Source organism: Thalassovita sp., from assembly GCF_963691685.1.
Taxonomy (GTDB): Bacteria; Pseudomonadota; Alphaproteobacteria; order Rhodobacterales; family Rhodobacteraceae; genus Thalassobius.
Genome location: NZ_OY829290.1, coordinates 3,365,662 through 3,389,129, shown reverse-complemented (window position 1 = coordinate 3,389,129; position 23,468 = coordinate 3,365,662). Strand labels below are relative to the sequence as shown.

Genomic DNA, 23,468 nt, shown 5'->3' with positions numbered 1-23,468 from the left:
AATGACTGTAGATAGGCGGTATACTTGGCCCGCCCTCCGCGCCTAGGCTGGGGCCAGCGTGACAGGGCGCATCATTGGGCAGGAGCAGCAGATGATCGTGAGAACACTAACCCTAATCGCAGGGCTGTCCGGGGCGGCGGTCACGGCGCAGTTCCCTGAGTTTTCGCAGCAATATGCCCAGCGTCTGGGCGGTGCGGTGGATGAGTTGACAGCGGTGGTGGCGGATTTTGATGCCTCGGCCCAGGCTTCGGGCCTCACCCGGCAGGAGGCATTGGCGCAGATGCAGGGAAGTGACTTCCTGACCCGCCGTCGCGCCGATATGGAAACTACGCTGCAACGCCATGAGCGGCTGAGCGCAGCCATGGCGGCCTTGCAGGATGCCGGACCCTTCACCCGCGCCTATGAGCTGCGCCACTTCTCAGACGCTGAGATCGCGCGCCGCACGTATGATGCCTATAAACCGGCGCTGCCACTGACCTTTGAGGGGGCCGCCTTTGCCATTGTGGGCTACGCCGGTGCGGCGCTGATCATGGCGCTGCTGCTGGCCCTGCTGAAATGGCCCTTCAGCCGGGGTAGGCAGGCCCGATCTGGGCGCAGAGCCGCCCGCTAAGCCCTTGGCGCGCCGAAAGGCTTGACCTTATCGCAAGGCTGGTTCACCTCTGACAGCACACAACCGGGATGAGGCGGATATGGCGGGCACACCCCCACCTTTTGCACGATTTGAATGGATGATTGCGTGGCGCTACCTGCGGGCCCGCCGCGCTGAGGGTGGGGTCAGCGTGATGACCTGGATCTCATTGATCGGCATCACACTGGCGGTTTTCGCACTGATTGCCACGCTGGCGGTGCGCGCCGGATTTCGGGCGGAATTTGTCGACACGATCCTGGGATCCAACGCCCATGTGACAGTCTACAGCATCGGCACCGTCGATCCCAACACGGGCCGCATTGACCGGTCGATCCCCGACTATCAGGCCATGGCAGAGCGTCTGCGCACGGTGGACGGCGTGACCCGCGTCGCGCCGCTGATCAAGGGCCAGGTCATGGCCAACCGTGGCAGCTACAACGCCGGGATCGAGGTTTACGGCATCTCGCTGGAGAACCTCAAAACCATCCCGCGTATCGTGAACCCCGAAACCGGATTTGGCGACATCTCCCGCTTTGGCGAAGGGGTGGCCATCGGGTCCGGCGTGGCGCGTGAGTTGGGCGTGACGGTGGGCGATAAGATCAAGGTGATTTCCCCCAATGGGGTGAAAACCGCCTTTGGCACCTCACCGCGGGTGAAAGCCTATGAGGTGATCTATGTCTTCTCGGCCGGGCGCTATGACATTGATCGGGTGCGCGTCTACATGCCCTTCACTGAAGCGCAGAGCTACTTTAACCGCGACGATGCCGCCGATGAGATGGAAGTCATGGTGCGCAGTCCTGAAGCCATCGATGACCTGCAGTTGCCGCTGTTGCAGGCGGGCGGGCAGGGCACCCAGCTGTGGACCTGGCGCGATGCCTCGGGCAGTTTCCTCAGGGCGTTGAAAATCGAAGACAATGTGATGTTCGTCATCATGTCGATCCTTGTGTTGATCGCGGCGATGAACATCGTGTCGGGCCTGATCATGCTGGTGAAAAACAAAGGTCGTGACATCGGCATCCTGCGCACCATGGGCCTGACCGAAGGTGCGGTGCTGCGGGTGTTTTTCATCTGCGGCTCTCTGACCGGCATGGTGGGCACTCTGGCTGGGGTGATCCTGGGCTGTCTCTTTGCTTATTACATCGATCCCATCTTTGCCTTTGTGAACTGGATGGCCGGCGGGCAGGCCTGGGATCCCTCGATCCGGGGCATTTACCATCTGCCGGCAAAACTGCAGCTGGGGGATGTGGTGACGGCGGTGTCCCTGTCGCTGAGCCTCAGCTTTATTGTCACGATCTTCCCGGCCCGCCGTGCGGCCCGGATGAACCCGGTGGAGGCCCTGCGTTATGAGTGATCCGGTTCTGAGCCTTGAGGGCATCACCAAGACCTACGCCAAAGGCAGCGCCAATCCGGTTGCCGTCTTGCGCGGGGTGGATCTGGCCATCCAACCGGGCGAAGTGGTCGCTCTGGTTGCGCCCTCGGGCGCCGGTAAATCGACCTTGCTGCATATCGCCGGTTTGTTGGACACGCCGGATCAGGGGCAGGTCACATTGGCGGGGCAGGCGCTGACCGGTCAATCGGATCGCCGCCGCACCCGGGCCCGGCGCGAAGATGTCGGCTTTATCTATCAGTTCCACCACCTGCTGCCCGAGTTCAGCGCGCTGGAAAACGTGGTGCTGCCGCAGCTGGCCAACGGTGTGGCCCGGGCTGAGGCGGTGACACGCGCCAGTGACCTTTTGGCCCGCGTGGGCGTCGGCGCACGGGCTGATCACCGGCCTGCGGCCCTGTCGGGCGGGGAACAGCAGCGGGTGGCCTTCTGTCGGGCCTTAGCAAATGAACCACGCCTTTTGTTGGCCGATGAACCCACCGGCAATCTGGATCCTGCCACTTCGGATCAGGTGTTTGACGCGCTGATGACTTTGGTGCGTTCCACCGGGATGGCGGCGCTGATTGCCACCCATAATATGGAGCTGGCCGGGCGCATGGACCGGATGCTGCGGCTGGAGGCCGGGCAGCTTAGATAACACCGCTTGACGCTACCGTTGTGATCCGTCAGTTTCGCGCTCTTTCGTTAAAGGAATTGCGGGATGCAGGCAGCGATGAAACGGGTGATGATTGTGGGCCAACCCGGATCGGGCAAGTCCACTTTGGCGCGTCAGATTGGGGCCATTACGGGGCTGCCGGTGGAACATATTGACCGCATTCACTGGATGTCCGGCTGGCAGGAACGCGACCGGGACGAAAAGACCCGCATGTGCCATGAGGTGCATGCCCGCGACAGCTGGATTTTTGAGGGCGGCCATTCCGCCACCTGGCGCGAGCGGCTGGCCCGCTGTGACACCTATATCTGGGTTGATCTGCCGCTGGCCCTGCGGTCCTGGCGGGTGCTGAAACGCACCCTGCGCCATTACGGTCGCAGCCGTCCTGACCTGCCCGAGGGCTGCCCTGAGCAGGTTTCATGGGAGTTCTACCGCTGGATCTGGGACACCCGCAAAACCGGCCACATGGGTCCCGAGCGGTGCCTGAAATCGGCGCAGAAAACCAAGGCGGCCCACCACCTGCGCAGCCCGGCGGAGGTCAATCGGTTCGTTGCCGATCTGGCCGCGACCTATGGCACCTCGGTGCCGCCGGTGGATTGACCAAAACCTGACACGCATCAAGGCGCCAGCGGGCGGAACCTGTCACACTAGCGGGGACCAAATGAGGTTCCAAGTGACAGGAGGCCCCGATGTCAGATGCATCTAAAAAGTCCCCAACGACGCAATTGTTTTTTGCCCTAAGGCACTGCCGCACTGCGATCACCTTGCTGGCGATGGTCTGGGCATCGATTGTGGTTTTGCCCACGCTCGCCACCGCGCAGGAGATCGACAATCGCGCCGATGTAGCCACCGGCCGCGCCCTTTACATGACCCATTGCGCCACCTGCCACGGGCTGGAGGCCGACGGAAACGGCCCGATGGCGCCCGTGTTGCTGGTGCAGCCCAAGTCCCTGGCAGCCTTGAGCGCGCAGAACGACGGGGTCTTCCCGCTACAGCGCGTTGTCGCCCGCATTGATGGGCGCGATCCGCTGGTCAGCCATGGATCTGCCATGCCGGTTTACGGCGAGGTCTTTCAAGGCGATGATCGCGCTATGAAAACTGAAACCGGCCAGCCAATGCTGGCAGGTGGCCCGATTGTGGATCTGGTCGCCTATTTAAGGAGCATCCAGCAATGACTTTTGTCGCCCGTTGCACCCCTTTTGCCTTTGTCGCTTTGACGGCCTGTGCCCCCAGCCAGGACGTTGCCATGCCGGAACCTGCTGAGGGCGCGCTGCTGTTTGCGCAGAACTGCGCCATCTGCCATGGCGCCAACGGGCAGGGCGGCAGCACTGGCACGGACGGCCCGCCGCCTGCGGATCTGACCCGCCTGGCGCTGGCCAATGGCGGCGTGTTCCCGCGTGAAATGGTTTTGACGACGGTGGATGGCTACAACCGGCAGGCGCTTGGCGATCAACGGATGCCGGAATTTGGCGGCTTTCTGGGTGGCGAAACCGTGCCGCTGGATGTCAGTGGCACCGCCTCGGCCGAGGATGCCAATCTGACCCCGGTGCCACGGGCGCTGGCCGCGCTTGTGGCCTATCTGGAAACCCTGCAGGTCAAGTGATCGCGCTCAGCTGCAGATGCCGTTCAGATCGGCATCTTTCCACGGCACCACCGCGGCGCGGTCGATCCGTGTTTGCAGCAGCTGCACCGGCATCACCTCAGACAGCATCGCATGCAGCCGCTTTGTCCGCTGCGCCTTGGGGGCCAGGGCGCGGCAGCAGGTGAACTCTTCCACAATTGCGGCCTGCTGTTCAAAGGGGAAGCTCAGGAAATCGGGCTGGCTGTCCAGTTCAAACAGATAGGGGTCATGGCCCGGCTTATGTTCGCTGGCGGCGCGCCAGGGGGTGTAGCCGGTGCGGTCACGGTTCTGCCATTGCCAGACATGGGTCATCTCATGAGCAAAGAGCATCAGATCCCACAGATCGGTGCCCTGCGGGTATTCATGTGTGAAATCAGGCCGGTAGAGGTCTTTGCGATAAAAGACGTTCTGGTAGACGGCAATCGCCCCGGGGGAGGTTTTGAACGTCTCCCCTTTGACCGGGGGGAACACCCGTTCCTGACAGGTCACCCGGGGCCGTGCGGCATAGGTAAAGGTCACGCTGCGGGCGAAATGCCCGTCGTTAAACCGCACCGGGTCAGGATCCAGCTGGTCGCCATAAAACGTCCGCGCATAGGCGCGTTCGCGTTCCGTCAGGGGACGGCCACAGGCGGTGAGCAGCAGGCAGCAGGCCAAGAGGCCGATCAGAAAACGCATAGGGTCAGACTGCACCTCTGACGGCGCAAGGTCCAGCCCTATGAGGCGATCCTAACGGGCGATCGGTAGGGCTGATTATTGCAAGATGTGATAGGGCAGCAGCCGCTCAGGGGTCGCCGCATGGGTCGACATGATGGAAAACGCCGTGAGGGCCGCAGCCGACCCCAGAACCAGAGTGATAAAGCGCATGACCGTTACCTCCTACCGTACCGAAAACGCAAAACATGATCACAGCTCAAACAGATCATAAACGCCCTCTGGCCCGACCCGAAAAGGCGAGGCCAGAGGCGGGGCTTAACCTGCTGTGTAAGCAGGGACCGAGTGAGGAACCTCACTCGCCGCGCCGGGGATAGACGCGATGGCTGACAGGGCTGAGGCAGCTATGACCCAGCCCAATACGACGGGCAGAAATCGCATGGGTGGCCTCTCAGTTTATGGTGCGGGGTGGTCACTAGCAGACAGCAAACACCTTACCGCATGGTTAAGACAACGGTCGGAAGATGCAGCAATTTTACAGAATTTCTGTGGATAACTTTTCGAGCCCGCTCAAAGCCTTACCCAGGGGTTAACGCAGGGCGACCAGATCCGCGCGTTTGACCTCTTTGAGGATCACATTGGTCTGCGCCCCCGCGACCGCCTCAATCCTGAACAGCACCTCTTCGAGGAAACGGTTATGCGCCGCGATGTCTTCGACCAGAACCCGCAGGTGGTAATCGGCCTGACCGGTGGTGGCGTAACACTCCAACACCTCCCGGCGTTCCCCGATCACCCGGATGAAATCCTTCAGCTTTTCAGGGTCGTGGCGGGTCAATTGCACATGCACGATGGCGTGAAAGCCAAGGCCCAGCTTTTCCAGCGCCAGCTGCGCGCCATAGCGGCGGATGAGGCCGCATTCTTCCAACGCACGGATCCGCCGCCAGCAGGAAGAGGCCGACAGTCCGGCCCGTTCTGCCAGATCGGCGTTGGACGTGCGGCAATCCTGTTGCAGCAGTTCCAGAAGGGTCAGGTCACGGTCATCGAGGTGCATGAAACATCTGTCCAGATTTGTCGATTCAGAAAGACTCGCATTTTATTGCGATTGTCTTTCCTGGATAGTTTATCCGCTAAGTGGCGTCAATTTGGTGAGTATTGGTCGCTTCATCGGCGGGATAACATGTATTTTGACCGCATTTTTCAAATTGCCCGCGATAGTTTGCCCCAAACCACTCGCGAGGCTTAAAATGACCGCCCAGCCACAGGGATTCACCCAATATAAACTTAATGACCGCTATGATCTGGAAGAGGGCCGTGTGTTCCTCACCGGAACGCAGGCGCTGGTGCGGATCATGCTGGAACAGACCCGTCGGGACCGGGCGGCGGGCACCAAGACGGCGGGCTTCGTTTCAGGCTACCGCGGATCACCCCTGGGCGGTCTGGATCTAGAGCTGTGGCGCGCGCGTAAAACGGTTGAAGCGCATGACATCACCTTCATGCCCGCCGTGAACGAAGATCTGGGCGCCACCGCTGTGCTGGGCGCCCAACAGGCCAGCCTTGACCCTGAATGTGAGGTCGAGGGGGTCTTTTCCATGTGGTACGGCAAAGGTCCGGGCGTTGATCGTTCGGGCGATGCTTTGCGCCACGGCAACGCCTATGGATCCTCCCCCAAAGGCGGTGTGCTTGTGGTCGCGGGCGATGACCATGGTTGTGTAAGCTCCTCCATGCCGCATCAGTCCGATGTGGCCTTCATGACCTGGTTCATGCCCACGCTGAACCCCGCCTCGGTTGAGGAATATCTGGAGTATGGTGAATACGGTTTCGCCCTCTCGCGCTATTCCGGCACCTGGGTGGGGTTCAAAGCGATTTCGGAAACCGTGGAAAGCGGCCGTTCGGTGCCGTTGCATAAGGATCGGGAGTTTACCTATCCCGAGGTGGAGCTGCCCCCGAACGGCATCCATGTGCGCCACGGTGACCTGCCCAGCCCCGAGATTGAGACCCGCATCGGCTATAAGCTCAGTGCGGTGGAGGCCTTTGTGGAGGCCAATCCGATCGACAAACGGATCTATGACGTCAAAGATGCCAAGTTTGGTATCGTCACCACCGGCAAAGGCCATCTGGACACGATGGAGGCGCTGCGCCTGCTGGGGCTGGACGCCGCCGCCTGCCGTCGTTTGGGTATCGATATTTACAAGGTTGGCATGGTCTGGCCGCTGGCCCGCCGCGACGCGCTTGCCTTTGTGAAGGGCAAGGAAGAGGTGTTGGTGATCGAAGAAAAACGCGGCATCATCGAAAGCCAGTTCAAGGAATACTTCTACGACTGGCCCGGTGACAAACCGCAGAAAATGGTCGGCAAACACCGCGCTGCTGGCGATCCGCTGTTGCCCTGGACCGGCGAGTTGAGCCCGCTGGATCTGGTGCCGGTGATCGCCGAACGTCTGGACCGGTTCTTCCCCGAAGAGGGCCTGATGGCCAAAGCGCAGGAGCTGACCGCGCCACAGCCGCCGATGCTGAACCTGCCCGGCGCCAACCGCACCCCCTATTTCTGCTCAGGCTGCCCGCATAACACCTCCACCAAGGTGCCCGATGGCTCCATCGCGGCGTCGGGCATCGGCTGTCACGTCATGGCCTCCTGGATGGGGCGTAATACGGTGGGCTATGCCCAGATGGGTGGCGAAGGTGTGCCCCATGTGGTTGCCAGTAAGTTCAACGGTGGCAAACATATTTTCCAGAACTTGGGGGAGGGCACCTGGTACCACTCCGGCTCCCTTGCGGTGCGCCAGGCGGTGGCGGAAAACGCCAATATCACCTTCAAGGTGCTCTACAATGATGCGGTTGCCATGACCGGCGGCCAGCCTGTGGACGGGCCGGTCTCAGTCCTGGGCATCGCGCAGGCCAGCCGCGCCGAAGGGGTGCAGCGGATCGCGCTGGTCTCCGACGATATCGGCAAGTTTGACCGCGCCGAATACCCCAGCGGCATCACCTTCCATCCGCGCGAAGACATGGACGCGGTGCAGCGCGAGCTGCGTGAGGTAAAAGGTGTGTCGGTGCTGATCTACGAACAGACCTGCGCCACCGAAAAACGCCGCCGCCGCAAACGTGGCAAGATGGAAGATCCGAAGAAATTCGCCGTCATCAACCCGCTGGTCTGCGAAGGCTGTGGCGATTGTTCGGTGGAATCCAACTGCCTGAGTGTGGAGCCGGTGGAAACCCCATTGGGCCGCAAACGCCGGGTGAACCTGTCAAACTGCAACAAGGATTTCAGCTGCCTCAACGGGTTCTGCCCCAGTTTCGTAACCATCGAAGGAGTGGAACGGCGCAAGAAATCCGGCGCCGATCTGGACATGCCCGCACTGCTGGCAGATCTGCCGCAGCCCAAAATGCGTTCGCTCGCGACACCGTTTGACCTGCTGGTCACGGGGGTGGGCGGCACCGGCGTTGTGACGGTCGGCGCGCTAATCACCATGGCCGCCCATATTGAGGGGCGCGGCTCCTCGGTTCTCGATTTCACCGGCTTTGCGCAGAAATTCGGTACGGTGCTCAGCTACATCCGTCTGGGCGAAACGCCTGAGGCGGTACATCAGGTGCGCATCGATCAGGGCGCGGCCCATGCGGTGATCGGCTGCGATATGGTGGTGTCCTCTGCGCCCAAAGCCTCGTTCCATTACCGTCCGGGCACCGAGGTGATCCTCAATCGCGCCGAAATGCCGACCGGGGATCTGGTTCTGAAACGCGACGCGGCGCTGAAGGTGGATCGCCGCGAACAGATGATTCGCAATGCGGTTGGCACTGAAAACGTGGCGGGCTTTGATGCAAACAAAGCGGCTGAGGCGCTGCTGGGGGATGCGGTCTTTGCCAATGTGATGATGCTGGGCGCCGCCTGGCAAAAAGGTCTGGTGCCGGTGTCTGAGGCGGCTTTGAAACAGGCGATTGAGCTCAACGGCGTGGCGATTGAGAAAAACGCCCGTGCCTTTGATCTGGGCCGTGTGATGGCGGTGGATGCCACCCGCGTCCTGCCGCAGGAGCCTGAGGTGGACGACAGCCTGGAGGCGGTGATCGCCCTGCGCGTCGATTTCCTGAAAGATTATCAGGATGAGGCCTACGCCCTGCGGTTTGCCGACACCATCGCCGCCTTCCGCGCCAGCCTGCCGCCAGAACATGAGGAGGAGCTGACCCGCGAAGCGGCCAAAACCCTGTTCCGCCTGATGGCGATCAAAGACGAATATGAGGTGGCCCGCCTGCACAGCCAGACCGGGTTTGACGATATCCTGAAGGCCGAGTTCGAAGACGGCTACAAGAAGGTCTACCACATGGCGCCGCCGCTGCTGTCACGCAAGAAAGACGCCCGCGGCCGGCCGATGAAACGCAGTTTTGGTCCCTGGATGTCGCCTTTTATGGCGCGTCTGGCGGGCCTCAAAACCCTGCGTGGCAGCAAGCTGGACCTGTTCGGCTATACCGCCGAACGCCGGATGGAGCGGGGGCTGCGCGATTGGTTTATGGCCGGACTGACCGAGATCACCGGCAAAGTGTCTGAGGACACGTTGGACGATACCCGCCGGTTCCTGACCCTGCCGCAGGAATTCCGCGGCTACGGCCCGGTGAAAGAGGCCAGCGTCAAAGCGCTAAAACCAACAGCTGAGAAAGCCCTGCAAGCGGTGCGCGCGTCTTGAGCGTGGAGACATTGAGTATTTAGGGAACATTGAAAGGCGCTTTCATCGTTTTTACAAATACTCTGGGGGGTCTAAGGGGGGCGAAGCCCCCCTTTTTCGTGTCAGACCCGCAATCCGTCTGCGTCAAAAAACGACAGACGTTCCGGATCAAATCTCAGGCCAACACGTTCGCCTTCGGTGAGCGCAGTGTCGCCGCTTTCGCGCACGGTGATCTGCCCCAAGGGGCCGCCATCGATCACCAGATAGCTGTCCGCCCCCAGGTATTCGATCACATCCACGGTGCCATCACATTGGCCACTGCCCTCAGCACCCAAGGTGATGTGTTCGGGGCGGATACCCAGATGTTCGGCCGCGCGGTCGCCAGCGAAAGTGCCGCCGCGGCCACCGGTCAGACTGTAGCGGCCGGCCTCGGTGGTGCAGGGCAGGATGTTCATCTTTGGGCTGCCGATGAACTGGGCGACAAACAGGTTGGCCGGGCGTTCATAAAGTTCGCGCGGGGTGCCGACCTGGGCGATTTTGCCAAACTCCAGCACCACAATCCTGTCGGCCAGTGTCATTGCCTCCACCTGATCGTGGGTCACATAGATCATGGTGGATTTCAGTCGCTGGTGCAGCTTGGCAATCTCATAGCGCATTTCGACCCGCAGCGCCGCGTCGAGGTTCGACAGGGGTTCGTCGAACAAAAATGCCGTGGGATCGCGCACGATACAGCGCCCGATGGCCACCCGCTGGCGCTGACCGCCAGACAGGTCCTTGGGGCGGCGATCCAGATAGGGTTCCAGTTTCAGCACCTCAGCGGCGGCATCAACCTTGCGGGTGATCTCCTCCTTCGGGGCGCCTGAGGTTTTCAGGCTGAAGCCCATATTGTCGCGCACCGACATATGCGGGTAGAGCGCGTAGGACTGAAACACCATCGCCAGGCCACGTTTGGCGGGGGGCTCGGCGGTGACATCGCGCCCGTCAATGTCCAGCGTCCCGCGCGAGATATCTTCCAACCCGCCGATCATCCGCAGAAGGGTGGACTTGCCACAGCCTGAGGGGCCGACGAAGACGATGAATTCACCGTCTTCAATCTCCAGGTCGACGCCTTTGATGACCTGCACCTCGCCGTACCATTTCTCAACCGCGTTTAGCTTGATTGATCCCATCACTGCTCTCCTCTCTGCGGCTCAGTTTGCGTGGCGCCTTGATAGGCGGGCGCGCTGGGCGAGGCCCAGGCCAGCCAGATCGCGGCGGTCCAGGTGAAGGTGCCGCCGCCTGCCGGGTCACCGGTATGCGGGTTGAAATATTCGGCAAAGCCGCGTTCTGCCAGCAGCCGGGCGGAGCGGATGCGCAGCTCTTCTGCGGCGTCCGGGTGGCCCATATCGATCAGCCCCAGTGCGGTGATGGCATTCATCATAGTCCAGGTCGGGCCGCGCCAGTAGCGCATGGCATCAAACCTGTCGCTGCTGGTTTTCTGGCTGGGCACCGGGAATTGGCTGGCCTCAAAAGCCTCCATCAATTCGCCCAGCATCACCGGGCATTCGATGCCTGCATACCAGCACAGGAAGGCCGCTGAGGTCACATTGCCCGCATGGGCCCCGGTGTTGAGGTCAATCGCCTCAAAGACACCGCTGGCCGGGTTGCGCAGCCGTTCGGCGCCCTCTTCCAGCACTTTGATCCAGCCTTCGATCTCGGCGCTGTCTTCGCCAAGTTCCGCGGCCAGGGCCACCAGATCGCGGTTGGCCCGCAACAGGATGAAGGTCATGGTAGGGTCGGCGACCTTGAAGGGCATGCTGTCGGCCATTTTGGCATCATCCCAGCCCAGATCCCGGCCCCGCTGCACCAGGTAGAGGTAGCGGTCATAGTCTTCTTTGGTGGGGCGCATATGCGGATCCACATGGGCGGTGTCGCGGCGGGTGTAGGGTTCTACGCCGACCGGGTCGATGGCCGCCATCGGCCCGTCCCAGTCCACCGTGTTGTCGCGGCCCGACTCCCAGGGGTGGGTGACAAAGATCATCCCCTCATGGCAGCGCCACTGCATGAACCAGCGATGCCAGGCCAGCAGTTTTGGGTAAAGCGCTTCGATATGGGCGCGGCCCGCAGCGCGGTCTTTTTCATAGGTCAGCCGGGTAAAGGTCGCCGCGACGGGGGGCTGGCTGATGCCGGAGGAGGGCACAGGCCCCAGCCCCTCCGTGCCCCAGACCTCGGGTCCCGGGAAGTAGCCGGGATCTGGGCGGTGAAACAGGATGTGGGGCAGCATGCCGGTGGGCCACTGGCCCGAAAACAGCGTTTCCAGCTCGGACCAGGCGCGGGGCAGGTCAAACTGGGCAAAGCCCCAGGCGGCAAAGCCGCTGTCCCAGTTCCACTGGTACGGGTAGAGCCCGTCTGTCGGCACGGAATAGCCGCCTCGGTCATTTCCGCGCAGCACCGCGCGGGCCTGCTCATCTAGGCTGATGTGATCTCTGGCATTGGTCATTTTCTTATCCTTTGACGGATCCGGCCGTCAGGCCTTTGGTCATGAAGCGTTCAAGTCCCAGGAACAGCACCATGATCGGGACGGTGGCGATCACCGATCCGGCCATCAGGTGCTGGCGGGGAATTTCAGATGAGTTGAGGCTGGCAATCCCGCGGGTCAGCGTGAACTTGGAAGGATCATCCAGCAGCATGAAGGCCAGCAGAAACTCGTTCCAGGCAATCATGAAGACATAGAGCGAGACCGACGCCAGCGCCGGCAGCGACAGGGGCAGGGTGATCTTCCAGATCACCGCCAGACGGCTGAGGCCATCCATCAGCCCGGCCTCTTCGATCTCATGTGGCAGACCCCGGAAGTAGCCCTGCAGCATGTAAAGCGCGACGGGGATGGTGGTCACCGGATAGATCAGCAGGATCCCCACCACCGTGTTGCGCAGTCCCGTGACTGAAAAGGCGATGTAGATCGGCAGCGCCAGCACGATGATCGGCACCATGTAGATCAACAGGATCGAGCGGGACAGCACCGCCCGGCCTTTGAACCGCAGCCGCGCCACCGCATAGGCGCCGGGCACCGAAAACAGCAGGGTGATGAAGACCGTCAGCACCGAAATCAGCATGGAATTCAGCAGGTAGTCGCCAAAATTGAAGTCCCGGAACAGCTCCACATATGAGCGGAACAGATCCCAGCCCTTGGACAGATCGATGGAGAAATCCAGCGGGTTCTTCAGCAGCTCGGATTGGCTTTTGAGGCTGGTCATCACCATGACGTAAAACGGGATCGCCACAATCGCGGTGAAGAAGATATAGCCAAACCCGGTGAGGAACCGGATCACCGCATCCTCAATCGCGTGGCGGGTCTGGGACCCGGGGCCGGCCACCTCGGCCAGCAGCACCGGCTGGCTGAGGCCAAAGATCAGCCCCAAGGCCCCATTGACCAGGATCCGCGCCGTAAGGCTCAGCTCTGCGACCACCGGGGGCAGGCCGATCACCGACAAGGCAACCAGCGCCGCCGTCCCGATCACCATCGAGAGGGATTTGCCGGGCCCAGTATAGACAACCGCTAAGCTACCGATCAGCCCCCAGAGGAGCGATAGCAACAGGTCCGGGCGAAACGCCTCACCGGTGGCAAAGGCGGCGGCCACGGCAAAGGTGGTGGCCAGAACCATCATCCACAGGCCCCCCAGCAGGGCGGCGGTAAAGGCGCCGTTCAGAAAGATCCGCATCTGACTGCTCCTTTCAACGTTTCAAAAATACTCTGGGGTGAATGGGTCGCAGACCCAGAGGGGCAAAGCCCCTGAACAACAAGCGCCTGAACACGGCTCGTAAACAGACCCATCACAGACCCTCCTCTCGGCTCATGAAGCGGAAGAAGAAGACCGAAAAGCTGAGCAGGCAGAGGAAAATCACCACCGCCACAGCCGCACCGGCCCCGATGTTGGAGATCGCAAAGGCCTGTTCGTAGACATTCACCGTCAGGGTCCGCGTGCCCGCATTGCCCCCGGTCAGCAGGAAGATGTCGTCAAACTTGTTGAAGGTCCAAATGAAGCGCAGGAGGAACAGCACCGACAGGATACCAAGGAGCTGTGGCAGGCTGAGGTACCAGAATTTCTGGAACGGGCTGGCGCCATCCATATCGGCGGCCTCATACATATCGGTGTCAATCGACTGCATTCGCGCCAGAATGAACAGGAAGGACAGCGGGAAATAGCGCCAGATTTCAAACACCGTGACCATGATCAGCGCCAGGGGACGTTCGCCAAAGAAGTTGATTGCCCCTTCGGTCACGCCCATCCGGATCAGCAACGCATTGGCCGAGCCTGAGAAAGGATCAAACAGGATGAGCCAGCTGAAGGCGACGGCGATAACAGGGGCCACGTATGGAAACAGGTAAAGCCCGCGCAGGATGCCCTGACCCTTGAAGCTCTTGTTCAGTAGCAGGGCGGCAAACAGGCCGACACCCAGTGCGCCGATGGTGCCAAACACCGTGTAGAACAGGGTGACCCTCATGACGGCGATGAACTCATCGCTGTCAAAGATGCGGGCGAAGTTTTCGGTCGAAAACTCGAAATTCGTCAGTATGCTGTCCGCCTCACCGCTGACCAGTGGCTCGGAGCCTTCAGCGGCCTCTTCGGCGGCGTCTTCATCCGCTGCGGCCACAGGAATGCGCAGCCGTTCGTTATAGCCCCCCTCCAGCTGGTCAAAGGCACAGCGCAGGTCACGGCCGGTCAGGGCGCAGCCGGCGGGCAGGTCACCGGTAACGGTCAGATCCGTCGGCAGCGTGTCGGTGATCACGACGTTTTCGATCACCTTGTCCTGGCTGGAATTGCGCAGCCGGTATTCGATGCGCAGGCTGTCACCGGAACCGCGCAGGGATTCGCGCAGGATCGGGGCAGGCGGGCGCAGATCGGCCAGACCAATGGGTTTGAAACTGATCCAGAAGATCGCCAGCAGCGGGATCACCACGACCAGGGCAACCGAGATCAACGTGGGCGCAAGCAACCCCCAGGCCAGCCGGGCTTCGCGCCGGGCAAGCGGGGTCACACCACGCGGAGGCAGCGGGGGCGGGGGGAGCGGGGAATGTGTCATGTCAGGAAGGGGTGGGGACCTGAACCGCAGTTCAGGCCCCCGCCGTCACCGTTAGTTGATTTTCGACAGTTCGTCGTTCATGGCGGCCACGGCTGCGGCGGCATCCACCTCACCGTCGATGTACTGGCGCACCACGCGGTTGATCGCTTGGCTGTTGATCATTTTCGACGCCAGCGAGAGCTGACCTTCGGCCACGCCCCAGCGCTGGGCCACTTCCAGGCCACCGACGATTTCGTCAATCATCTCTTGCGCATAGAGGTCACCCAGCGGGGCCTTGCGGTCCACGCCAACCGGCAGGGTCGCCCACAGCTCTTTGAACTTCTTCGGCTCAGCTTCGGTGCCGGCACGCACAGGGAATTTGCCCTCAGGTGCGATCGACAGGGTCTGGCCGTAGCCCGCATCCATCGAGAATTTCACAAACTCCATTGCGTTGTCGGTGTCTGCGTCCGAAGTGATGCCGAAGTAACGCACGTCACCCCAGGCGGCGCCATCAGGGTTCGACGGGCCGGCGAAGTTGGTGACGATACCGGTCATCGAGGCCAGTGCCGCCGAGGTCGGATCATCGTTGATGGTGGGCGGGGCGCTGTCGCGCAGACCGGCCAGTTCATCCAGGATGAAGGGCGACCAGATGATCATCGCAGCATTGCCCGAGAAGTAGAGCTCACGCGATTGCTTCCAGTAGAGATCACCCGGAGGCGAGGCTGCGGCGATGGATTTGTAGAAATCCAGAACCTCAGTGGTGGCTTTCACGTCCAGTGGCTGGAAGCCATCTGCGCCCACAGGGCTGACACCATTGGCCAGGAACACATGTTCCAGAACCTGGCTCATGAAGTTTTCATCCACTTTGGTGGCGGCAACGAAGCCGAACATTTCTGGCGGGTTGTGCAGTTTCTCCAGCGCGGCGGTGACAGCGCCAAAGGTGGTTGGGGCCTCAAGGCCGTTGGCCTCAAACAGGTCCTTGCGGTAGACCACCATCTGGGTCCAGCCATCAACCGGAACCGAGGCGGTTTCGCCTTCGTAGTTGGCCATCGCCAAGGCGCCGGGGGCGAACGTGTCGGTGCCCAGCTCAGAGACAACTTCGGTGGCAGCTTCGGTGTCCAGAATGCCGGCTTCGGCCCAGGGCAGGGCGTATTGCAGGGTGTGATATATCACATCCGGCAGGTCGCCTGCCGCAAAGGCGGCGGTGGCGCGGGTGCCGAGATCGGATTCCGAAACCGGGATCACGGTCACTTCGATGCCAGTGGATTTCTGGAAATCGGCAGCCATGGCTTCTTGTTTCGCCAGACGCTCGGGCTGTTCTTCGGTGGTCCAGAAGCGGATGGTATCGGCCGATACCCCCTGGGCCATCAGGGCCAGCGCAAGCGCTGAGCCAGCCAGTAGTTTGCTATGTTTGGTCATGTCTTCCTCCCGTTTATTCATCTTGGTTAAGGTCTTTAATTCAGTGGGATCCGGCGGGGTCCGGCGCCGGCCCATGTGACGCCCGATCCAACAGGCGGGCGCGGGCCAATTCGCGCAGGTCTTCGGGATCGGCGCCCCGGATTTGTTGAATCAGCAATTCCGCCAGCCGTTTTCCGGCCTTGCGGGTATCCACCTGGAATGTGGTCAGGGGCGGATCGATCAGGCTGCCTTCGGGCAGGCCATCGTAGGAGATCAGCGACAGGTCCCGGCCGATGTGCAGTCCACGGTTCCTGGCAACAGTATAGGCGCCAAAGGCCGCCCGGTCGACCGAGTAGAGGATCGCGGTGGCCGGTTCATCCAGATCCAGCAGCGTTTCTGCGGCTGTGGCGCCTTCGGCGATATTGACGGCAGGGGCGGTGATCAGGCTGGAATCCTGTGGCAGGCCAGCCAACTGCAGCCCGCGCTGATAGCCTTCGAGGCGCAGTTTGGCATAGGTGTAGCCCGGCGCGCCGGGCACAAATCCGATGCGGCGATGGCCGAGGCCTGCCAGCATTTCCACCGCTTCAACCATGCTGTCTTCGCTGGTGATGTCATACCAGCTGCAGCCGGTCGGATCGCCGGTGCGGCCATAAAGCACAAAGGGGATCTCCTGATCCCGCAGGAAGCTGATCCGCGGATCGCTGAGCCGGGTGCGCGGCAGGATGAAACCGTCGGCCTTCTGGTCATCGGCCAGCGCTTCCAGGAGGCGCAGTGTGTCCTCATCGCTTTCGGCGGTTGAAACGGTGAGGGTCCAGTTTTGCGCCGACGCGGCTTCGGACACGCCGGCAAGGAAATCGGCCACGAAGGGGCGGTGGCCGTCATGTTCGTTCACCTGCAGCACCAAACCAAGTGAGCGCACCAGACCGGTACGGATCGCTTGCGCATGGCTGAGCGGGCGGTAGCCCATCTGATCAGCCACTTTGCGCACCCGGATGCGGGTCATTTCAGAGATGTCGGAATAGCCGTTCAGGGCCCGGCTGACGGTGCCCTTGGACAGGTTCAGATGCTGCGCCAAATCATCGATGGTCACGCGTTTCGCGCGCCACGATTGGATGGCCTTTTTCTGGTCCTGTGTATTCACGTCGATTCGTCCTCCCAGTCTCAGAAAAGTCTCCGAAACCGGTTTCGGCAAACGATCTGTGCAGTTTTTGCCCGATTTTGGCACGCTGCACTGCGGCGTTGCGCAAGGATTGGGCAGAAAAAACAGGCTGGGCGGCGCAGCATGGATCCACAAAAAAGGCGGGCCTGTGAGGATCTCACAGCCCGCCTTGATGCGACTTTTGGGGTGTTTTTAGGTTACACGTTGCCCGTTTTGGTCGAAGAGGTAGGACTTCGCCGGATCAAAGGCCAGACCCACGGTTTCGCCAATTTTCACACCATGCTGGCCAAACAGGCGCAGGGTCATCGGCTGATCCTCCAGCGTCACGATGACGTTGGTGTCGCCGCCCAGATGTTCCACGTGGGTGACCTGACCGCTGAGTGGTCCGTCGCTGCTGATGGTCAGATCCTCGGGGCGAATGCCGATGGTGCGCAGATCGCCTGGGGTGATCTTGTCGGCGGCGATAAAGTTCATCGAAGGTGCGCCAAGGAAACCCGCAACAAACTGGTTGGCCGGGTTGTTGTAGAGCTCCATCGGGGAGCCGATCTGTTCCACACGCCCGTCGCGCAGCACCACGATCTTATCCGCAAGCGTCATCGCTTCGGTCTGGTCGTGGGTCACATAGATCATCGAGGCGTCCAGCTGACGGTGCAGGTTGGCGATCTCAATCCGGGTGTTCATCCGCAGCGCCGCGTCAAGGTTCGACAGCGGTTCATCAAAGAGGAACAGTTTCGGCTGGCGCACAATAGCCCGGCCAATGGCCACCCGCTGACGCTGACCGCCCGACAGTTCCGAGGGGTAGCGATCCAGATATTGTTCCAGATCCAGCATCCGGCTGGCCTCGGCCACACGGGCGTCGATCACTTCTTTCGAGCGTTTCGCCTGTTTCAGGGCCAATGTCATGTTGTTGCGCACATTGAGGTGCGGGTAGAGCGCGTAGCTCTGGAACACCATGGCGATGCCACGTTTGGCGGGCGGGGTCAGGTTAACCAGATCCTCACCAATGTGAATATCGCCAGAGGAGGCATCCTCCAGCCCGGCAATCACCCGCAGCAGGGTGGATTTGCCACAGCCCGAGGGGCCAACGAAAACAACAAATTCGCCTTCTTCGACCTCTAGGTTGATGTCCTTCAAGACATGGACGGATCCGAAGGATTTGTTGACGTTTTTCAGCGACAATGCGGTCATGGTCTGCTCCTTACAGGATCACGGGCTGGCCGGTGCGGATGCTTTCATCTGCGGCAAGGCAGATGCGTAGCGATTGCACGGCGTCATTCATATGGCGGGTGAGGTCCAGGTCTTCGGCGATGGCGCGCAGCATATGGGCCTGCTCACTGTCACACAGTTCCTGATGGCCGGGTTCCCCCGGGAGGTCGATCAACTGGTCGCCGCCAGTGCGATGTACCAGCAGGCTGCCCACAGCGGTGTGGCTGTCGACATCGGAGGAGTCGGATTTGTCCCCCTCCACAATCGAGACAGAGCCGTTCGGGCTGACCACGTCTTTCACGAAGAACGCGGTCTCTGACATCATCGGGCCCCAGCCGGCCTCATACCAGCCGACCGAGCCGTCATCGAAGGTCACTTGCAGCTGGCCGTAATTATACATGTCCTCGGCGATTTCATCGCTCAGGCGTAGGCCCATGCCGTTGACCTTGACGGGTTGGGCATCGGTGATCTGGCACATGACATCCACGTAATGCACGCCGCAGTCCACGATGGGGCTGGTGGTCTGCATCAGGTTTTTATGAGTTTCCCACTCGGCGCCGGCGCTTTGCTGGTTCAGGTTCATCCGGAAGACATAGGGCCCGCCCAGATCACGCGCTTCCTTGATCAGCCGCACCCAGGACGGGTGGTGGCGCAGGATATTGCCAACAACCAGCTTGCGGCCGGTCTCCTTGGCCTTGGCAACAACCCGTTCGGCATCGGCCACGGTGGTGGCCAGTGGTTTTTCGATGAACACATGCGCGCCGGCCTCCATCGCCGCGCAGGCATAATCTGCGTGGCTGTCGGAGTAGGTGGCGATCACGGCCAGATCGGGTTTGGTTTCTGCCAGAGCGGTCTCAAAGTCCGAAAAGGCGGGGTATTGGCCCAGCTCGGGGTGGGTGACCACGCCAGAGCGGTTGACCAGACCAACAATCTCGGCCTCGGGGTGTTTGTGGTGGGCCAGGGCATGGGAGAGGCCCATGTTGCCCAGACCTGCAATCAGAACTCGGGTCATTTTACCGCTCCTGATGTGATGCCGCGGATCAGCTGACGGGAGAAGATGACATAGAGCACCAGCACCGGCAGGATCGCCATCGACAGGGCTGAGAGGACCGCGTTCCAGTCGGTCACAAACTGGCCGATGAAGACCTGGCTGCCCAGCGTCAGGGTTTTGGTTTCCTCGGCCGGGGCAAGGATCAGCGGGAACCACAGGTCGTTCCAGATCGGGATCATGTTGAACACCGCCACCGTCGCCATGGCCGGGCGCACCAGCGGCAGCACCAGACGGAAGAAGATGGTGTATTCACTCAGTCCATCAATACGGCCCGCGTTTTTCAGATCATCGCTGACCTGGCGCATGAATTCGCTCAGGATGAAGACCGCCAGCGGCAGGCCCTGCGCCGTGTAAACCAGGATCAGCGCCCAGAGGGTGTTCACCAGCCCGCTGGCCACCATCATATCCAGGATCGCGACGGTGCCGATGCGGATCGGGATCATGATCCCCAGCGCCAGATACAGACCCATCAGCGTGTTGCCCTTGAAGCGGTATTCCGACAGAGCAAAGGCCGCCATGGCGCCAAAGAGCAGCACAAAGAACAGCGAGGCAACGGTGACGATGAAACTGTTCTGGAAATAGAGGAAGAAATCCCCCTGTTTCATCACCGTCTGATAACCCACCATCGAAAAGCTGTCTGCATCCGGCAGTGCCAGCGGTTCGCGGAAGATCGCTTTGCGGGTTTTGAAACTGTTGATGATGATGATGAACACCGGGAACAGCGCGATCAGCATATAGATGATCAATGCACCATGCATGGCGAACAGGTTAAAGCGGTTGGAGCGTGCCTTGTTCATGTCGCTGCCCTCACATCTGGTAGCGGCGCATCCGGGTCTGGATGCCAAAGAGGTAGATACAGACGCCGATCAGGATGATCACGAACATGGCCGAGGCAATGGCGGAGCCCATATGCGGGTCCCCCAGTTGCAGCTGGAAGCCAAAGAACGTCCGGTACATAAACGTGCCGAGGATATCGGTGGAGAAATCCGGCCCCGCCAGCGCACCCTGTGAGGCGTAGATCAGGTCGAAGGCGTTGAAATTACCCACAAAGGTCAGGATTGAGATGATCCCGATCGAGGGCAGGATCAGCGGCAGCTTGATCTTCAGGAAGGCGGACATGCCGGTGATCCCGTCAATTTCGCCTGCCTCCAGCACCTCTTCGGGGATCGACAGCAGCGCGGCGTAGATCAGCATCATCGGGATACCGACAAACTGCCAGACCGAGATCAGCGCAAGCGTGGTCAGCGCGTATTCTTCTTTGCCCAGCCAGGGGGCGAAGAGGGATTTCAGGCCAACTGCATCCAGCATCGAGGGGGCAATGCCCCAGATCGGCGACAGGATCAGCTTCCAGGCAAAGCCCACGATCACGAAGCTTAGAATGGTCGGGATAAAGATGGCCGAGCGATAGAGCGCAGCAAACCGCAGGCGCGGGTGGCTCAATATCGCGGCCAACACGATCCCGATGGGGTTCTGCACCAGCATGTGGATGATGAAGAACCAGAAGTTATTGCCAAGCGCGTTCCAGAACTGTTCCGACCAGATCGGGTCCAGAAACAGGGTTTGAAAATTCTGCATACCGACATAGATGCGTTCCTGATCCACCCGGCTGTAAAGCGCCAGTCGCAGCGTGTTGAACAGCGGGAAAATCATCACCGCAGTGTAGACGAGGACGGCAGGGGCGAGGAAAACAATGATGTGCCAGGGAAAGCGGCGCTTTTGCATGGGAAATCTCCGGCTGGGGGGATCCGGGCGACAGCGCCGCCGCCCGGATCAATGGGTCACTTCAGATCAGCTTATTGCTGCGGGGCGTACCAAGAGGCCAGGCCAGCCTGCAGTTTTGCGCCCAGAGCTTCGGGGGTTTCGGTGCCTTTGATGGCAGCAACCGAGGCGCCCCAGGTGTCGTTTTCCAGGTTCGGCGTGCCACGCGACAGGATCTGGTAGGTCGAACGGATGGTCGACTCACACTCACCACGCCAGGACACGAACTCTTTGGCCAGCGGATCGTTCAGCTCAACCGGGGTGTTCGACAGCGGGAAGAAGCCCGGCAGCGCGTTGCCGAAGATCGCCGCGAACTCAGGCGAGGCCACCCAGTTCAGGAAGGCTTTGGCCGCTTCGGGGTTAGCGCTCTTGGCGTTCATGCCGATGCCGATGTCGGTGTGATCCGAGATGTAGCAGGTGTCACCAGCGTTCATGACCGGCGGCTTGAAGGCGCCCATTTCGAAGTCAGCCTGGGTGTTGAAGCCGGCAATTTCCCAGCTGCCTGCCGGATAGATCGCGGCGCGGCCCAGGGTGAACAGGTTCTGGCTGTCAGGGTAGGTCTGAGCTTCGTAGCCGTCACCCAGATAGGCACCCCATTTGGCCAGGGTGGCGTAGGGGGCAACCCACTGCTCATCGGTCAGCTTCTGCTCACCGGCGATCAGCGCACGACGGCCTTCTTCACCTTTCCAGTAGTTCGGACCGATGTTGTTGTAGCCCATTGTGGCCGCTTCCCACTGGTCATTGGTGCCCATGGCCATCGGGATGTAGCTGCCATCTGCCTTGAACGCTTCCAGCGCGGCAAAGAACTCAGCTTCGGTGGTCGGAACCTCTACACCAACTTCGGCGAAGGCGTCTTTGTTGTAGATGAAGCCGTGGATCACTGAGGCCATCGGCACACAGAAGCTGGCCGAGCCATCGTCGCTCTGCCATGCGGATTTCGCAACATCCGAGAAGTTGCTCATGCCGTCGACGTCGCCCAGATCGGCCAGGTGGCCCGCATCATAAAGCGCCAGCGAGGCGTCAAACGGGCGGCAGGTGATCAGGTCACCGGCCGAGCCTGCTTCCAGCTTGGAGTTCAGCACGGCGTTGTATTCTGCCGGGGCGGTGGGGTTGAAGTTCAGCTTGATGCCGGGGTTTGCGGCTTCAAAGGCGGGGATGATCTTGTCCTGCCACAGGGTCAGGTCATCGGTACGCCAGCTTTCGATGTTCAGCGTTACATCGGCGGCCAGTGCGCCGGATGCAGCCAAAGCGGTGCCCGACAAGAGGGCGCCAAAAATCGTCTTTTTCATTGTGGTTCTCCCGGTTGGTTATTTGACTTTGGGTCTTGCTTCCAAATGGCGCAGCGCGGGGCGCAGATGCCCTTCGCTGCGGGACAGCAGGTCGGCAGCTTGGGCAGGGCCCTCAGCACCGGCTGCAATGAGAATGGCGGGTTTCAGCGCGCCGCCGGTCTGACGCAGGGCGTCATTGGCGGTGTCTGCGTCTGCGCCGGTGATGGTGCAGACGATGCTGCGGGCGCGGCCGTGCAGCTTGATGTTGTCGGCGTGCATATTGACCATCATCCCGTCATGGATATGGCCCAGATGCCGCGCCATCAGCGTTGACAGCATGTTCAGCGCGATTTTCTGTGCGGTGCCCGCGCCCATCCGGGTGGAGCCTGAGATGACCTCAGCCGGGGTGGGCAGCAAAATGGCGTGATCGGCCATGTTCAGTAGCGGCGTGTCGGGGTTGTTGGCAATCCCGATCACCGTGGCCCCGGCCTGGGCTGCCAGGCGTGCAGCCTCCATCGGGTAGGGGGTGGTGCCGCTGGCCGAAAGGGTCAGGACCGTGTCGGCGTCGCTTAGATCTGCCAGCGCTGTGGCCAGACCGTCGGTGGCATCTTCGGTGTCGCCGGGCATGGAGGCCGTTGTGGGGATGCCCCCGGCCATCAGTATGCAGATGCGGCTTTCTGGAATGCCGAAGGTGCCGCCCAGTTCCATCGCATCGGCGGCGGCCATCAGGCCTGAGGAGCCAGCGGCCACGTAGAACAGCCGTCCGTTGCCGCGCAGGCTGTCGGCCATGGCTTTGGCACCGTCGCAAATCGCGGGAAGGGCGCTGCGCACGGCGCCTGCGGCTTCGATCTGACCAAGCGCCAGCACCTCACCCATCGCTTCCACCGGAAGCAGGTCCAGGCCCATGGCGTCCTTATGGAGCTGTTCTGTGGCTTTGGTCGTCAATCGAATCTCTCCCCTTTCCGGCAATCATACCTATGCAATACCATTAGTCTACCATTTTGTG

21 protein-coding genes are annotated in these 23,468 nt (G+C 61.1%); 7 read left to right on the top strand and 14 right to left on the bottom strand.

Going from position 1 to position 23,468, the window contains the following annotated elements:
• Positions 1-91: 91 nt before the first annotated feature.
• The 6 genes from ACORLH_RS16225 (at position 92) to ACORLH_RS16200 (ending at position 4,267) form a co-directional block, all read left to right on the top strand.
• Positions 92-610 (top strand): DUF2937 family protein, encoded by a 519-nt coding sequence (locus ACORLH_RS16225; RefSeq protein WP_321829376.1) that lies wholly within the window; start codon positions 92-94, stop codon positions 608-610.
• Between the two features lie 79 nt (positions 611-689).
• Entirely contained in the window at positions 690-1,979 is a 1,290-nt protein-coding gene (locus ACORLH_RS16220) for a lipoprotein-releasing ABC transporter permease subunit (RefSeq protein WP_321829375.1), read from the top strand.
• Positions 1,972-2,649, top strand: coding sequence for an ABC transporter ATP-binding protein (locus ACORLH_RS16215; RefSeq protein WP_321829374.1), 678 nt, complete (start codon positions 1,972-1,974; stop codon positions 2,647-2,649). The genes ACORLH_RS16220 and ACORLH_RS16215 overlap by 8 nt, the downstream gene beginning before the upstream one ends.
• Before the next feature lie 75 nt (positions 2,650-2,724).
• The gene (locus tag ACORLH_RS16210; protein ID WP_321832842.1) at positions 2,725-3,264 is read left to right on the top strand and encodes an AAA family ATPase; all 540 of its coding nucleotides are present in this window, start codon (positions 2,725-2,727) and stop codon (positions 3,262-3,264) included.
• Positions 3,265-3,353: 89 nt separating this feature from the next.
• Entirely contained in the window at positions 3,354-3,839 is a 486-nt protein-coding gene (locus ACORLH_RS16205; protein ID WP_321829373.1) for a cytochrome c, read from the top strand.
• On the top strand, positions 3,836-4,267 hold the full coding sequence (locus ACORLH_RS16200; protein ID WP_321829372.1) for a c-type cytochrome: 432 nt from the start codon (positions 3,836-3,838) through the stop codon (positions 4,265-4,267). The genes ACORLH_RS16205 and ACORLH_RS16200 overlap by 4 nt, the downstream gene beginning before the upstream one ends.
• 6 nt (positions 4,268-4,273) lie before the next feature.
• On the opposite strand, the gene ACORLH_RS16195 is transcribed toward ACORLH_RS16200, so the two are convergent.
• Positions 4,274-4,960 carry a hypothetical protein gene (locus ACORLH_RS16195; protein WP_321829371.1) on the bottom strand — a complete coding sequence of 229 codons (687 nt, stop codon included), beginning with the start codon at positions 4,958-4,960 and terminating at the stop codon, positions 4,274-4,276.
• Positions 4,961-5,525: 565 nt separating this feature from the next.
• On the bottom strand, positions 5,526-5,987 hold the full coding sequence (locus tag ACORLH_RS16190) for an Lrp/AsnC family transcriptional regulator (RefSeq protein ID WP_321829370.1): 462 nt from the start codon (positions 5,985-5,987) through the stop codon (positions 5,526-5,528).
• 193 nt (positions 5,988-6,180) lie between these two features.
• On the opposite strand from ACORLH_RS16190, the gene ACORLH_RS16185 reads away from it, so the two are divergent.
• Positions 6,181-9,603: an indolepyruvate ferredoxin oxidoreductase family protein gene (locus ACORLH_RS16185; RefSeq protein WP_321829369.1), complete on the top strand. Its 3,423-nt coding sequence runs from the start codon at positions 6,181-6,183 to the stop codon at positions 9,601-9,603.
• Positions 9,604-9,704: 101 nt separating this feature from the next.
• On the opposite strand, the gene ACORLH_RS16180 is transcribed toward ACORLH_RS16185, so the two are convergent.
• From ACORLH_RS16180 to ACORLH_RS16125, 12 genes are all read right to left on the bottom strand, one after another.
• Complete coding sequence (locus ACORLH_RS16180; protein WP_321829368.1) at positions 9,705-10,751, bottom strand: sn-glycerol-3-phosphate ABC transporter ATP-binding protein UgpC; 1,047 nt, start codon at positions 10,749-10,751, stop codon at positions 9,705-9,707.
• On the bottom strand, positions 10,751-12,061 hold the full coding sequence (locus ACORLH_RS16175) for an MGH1-like glycoside hydrolase domain-containing protein (protein WP_321829367.1): 1,311 nt from the start codon (positions 12,059-12,061) through the stop codon (positions 10,751-10,753). Before ACORLH_RS16175 ends, ACORLH_RS16180 begins: the two co-directional genes overlap by 1 nt.
• Positions 12,062-12,065: 4 nt before the next feature.
• A complete protein-coding gene (locus ACORLH_RS16170; RefSeq protein WP_321829366.1) occupies positions 12,066-13,280 on the bottom strand; it encodes a carbohydrate ABC transporter permease in 1,215 nt (404 codons plus the stop codon).
• A 112-nt stretch (positions 13,281-13,392) separates the two neighbouring features.
• On the bottom strand, positions 13,393-14,643 hold the full coding sequence (locus ACORLH_RS16165) for a sugar ABC transporter permease (protein ID WP_321829365.1): 1,251 nt from the start codon (positions 14,641-14,643) through the stop codon (positions 13,393-13,395).
• Between the two features lie 51 nt (positions 14,644-14,694).
• The gene (locus tag ACORLH_RS16160; RefSeq protein WP_058244904.1) at positions 14,695-16,041 is read right to left on the bottom strand and encodes an ABC transporter substrate-binding protein; all 1,347 of its coding nucleotides are present in this window, start codon (positions 16,039-16,041) and stop codon (positions 14,695-14,697) included.
• A gap of 40 nt (positions 16,042-16,081) precedes the next feature.
• The gene (locus ACORLH_RS16155; protein ID WP_321829364.1) at positions 16,082-17,161 is read right to left on the bottom strand and encodes a LacI family DNA-binding transcriptional regulator; all 1,080 of its coding nucleotides are present in this window, start codon (positions 17,159-17,161) and stop codon (positions 16,082-16,084) included.
• A 210-nt stretch (positions 17,162-17,371) separates the two neighbouring features.
• Positions 17,372-18,367, bottom strand: a complete 996-nt coding sequence (locus tag ACORLH_RS16150) for an ABC transporter ATP-binding protein (RefSeq protein WP_058244801.1) — start codon at positions 18,365-18,367, stop codon at positions 17,372-17,374.
• A gap of 10 nt (positions 18,368-18,377) precedes the next feature.
• The gene (locus tag ACORLH_RS16145; RefSeq protein WP_321829363.1) at positions 18,378-19,397 is read right to left on the bottom strand and encodes a Gfo/Idh/MocA family oxidoreductase; all 1,020 of its coding nucleotides are present in this window, start codon (positions 19,395-19,397) and stop codon (positions 18,378-18,380) included.
• The gene (locus ACORLH_RS16140; protein WP_321829362.1) at positions 19,394-20,233 is read right to left on the bottom strand and encodes a carbohydrate ABC transporter permease; all 840 of its coding nucleotides are present in this window, start codon (positions 20,231-20,233) and stop codon (positions 19,394-19,396) included. Before ACORLH_RS16140 ends, ACORLH_RS16145 begins: the two co-directional genes overlap by 4 nt.
• Positions 20,234-20,243: 10 nt before the next feature.
• The gene (locus tag ACORLH_RS16135; RefSeq protein WP_058244798.1) at positions 20,244-21,158 is read right to left on the bottom strand and encodes a carbohydrate ABC transporter permease; all 915 of its coding nucleotides are present in this window, start codon (positions 21,156-21,158) and stop codon (positions 20,244-20,246) included.
• A gap of 71 nt (positions 21,159-21,229) precedes the next feature.
• Positions 21,230-22,483 (bottom strand): ABC transporter substrate-binding protein, encoded by a 1,254-nt coding sequence (locus tag ACORLH_RS16130; protein WP_321829360.1) that lies wholly within the window; start codon positions 22,481-22,483, stop codon positions 21,230-21,232.
• Between the two features lie 18 nt (positions 22,484-22,501).
• Complete coding sequence (locus ACORLH_RS16125) at positions 22,502-23,407, bottom strand: N-acetylmuramic acid 6-phosphate etherase (RefSeq protein ID WP_321829359.1); 906 nt, start codon at positions 23,405-23,407, stop codon at positions 22,502-22,504.
• Positions 23,408-23,468 lie beyond the last annotated feature (61 nt).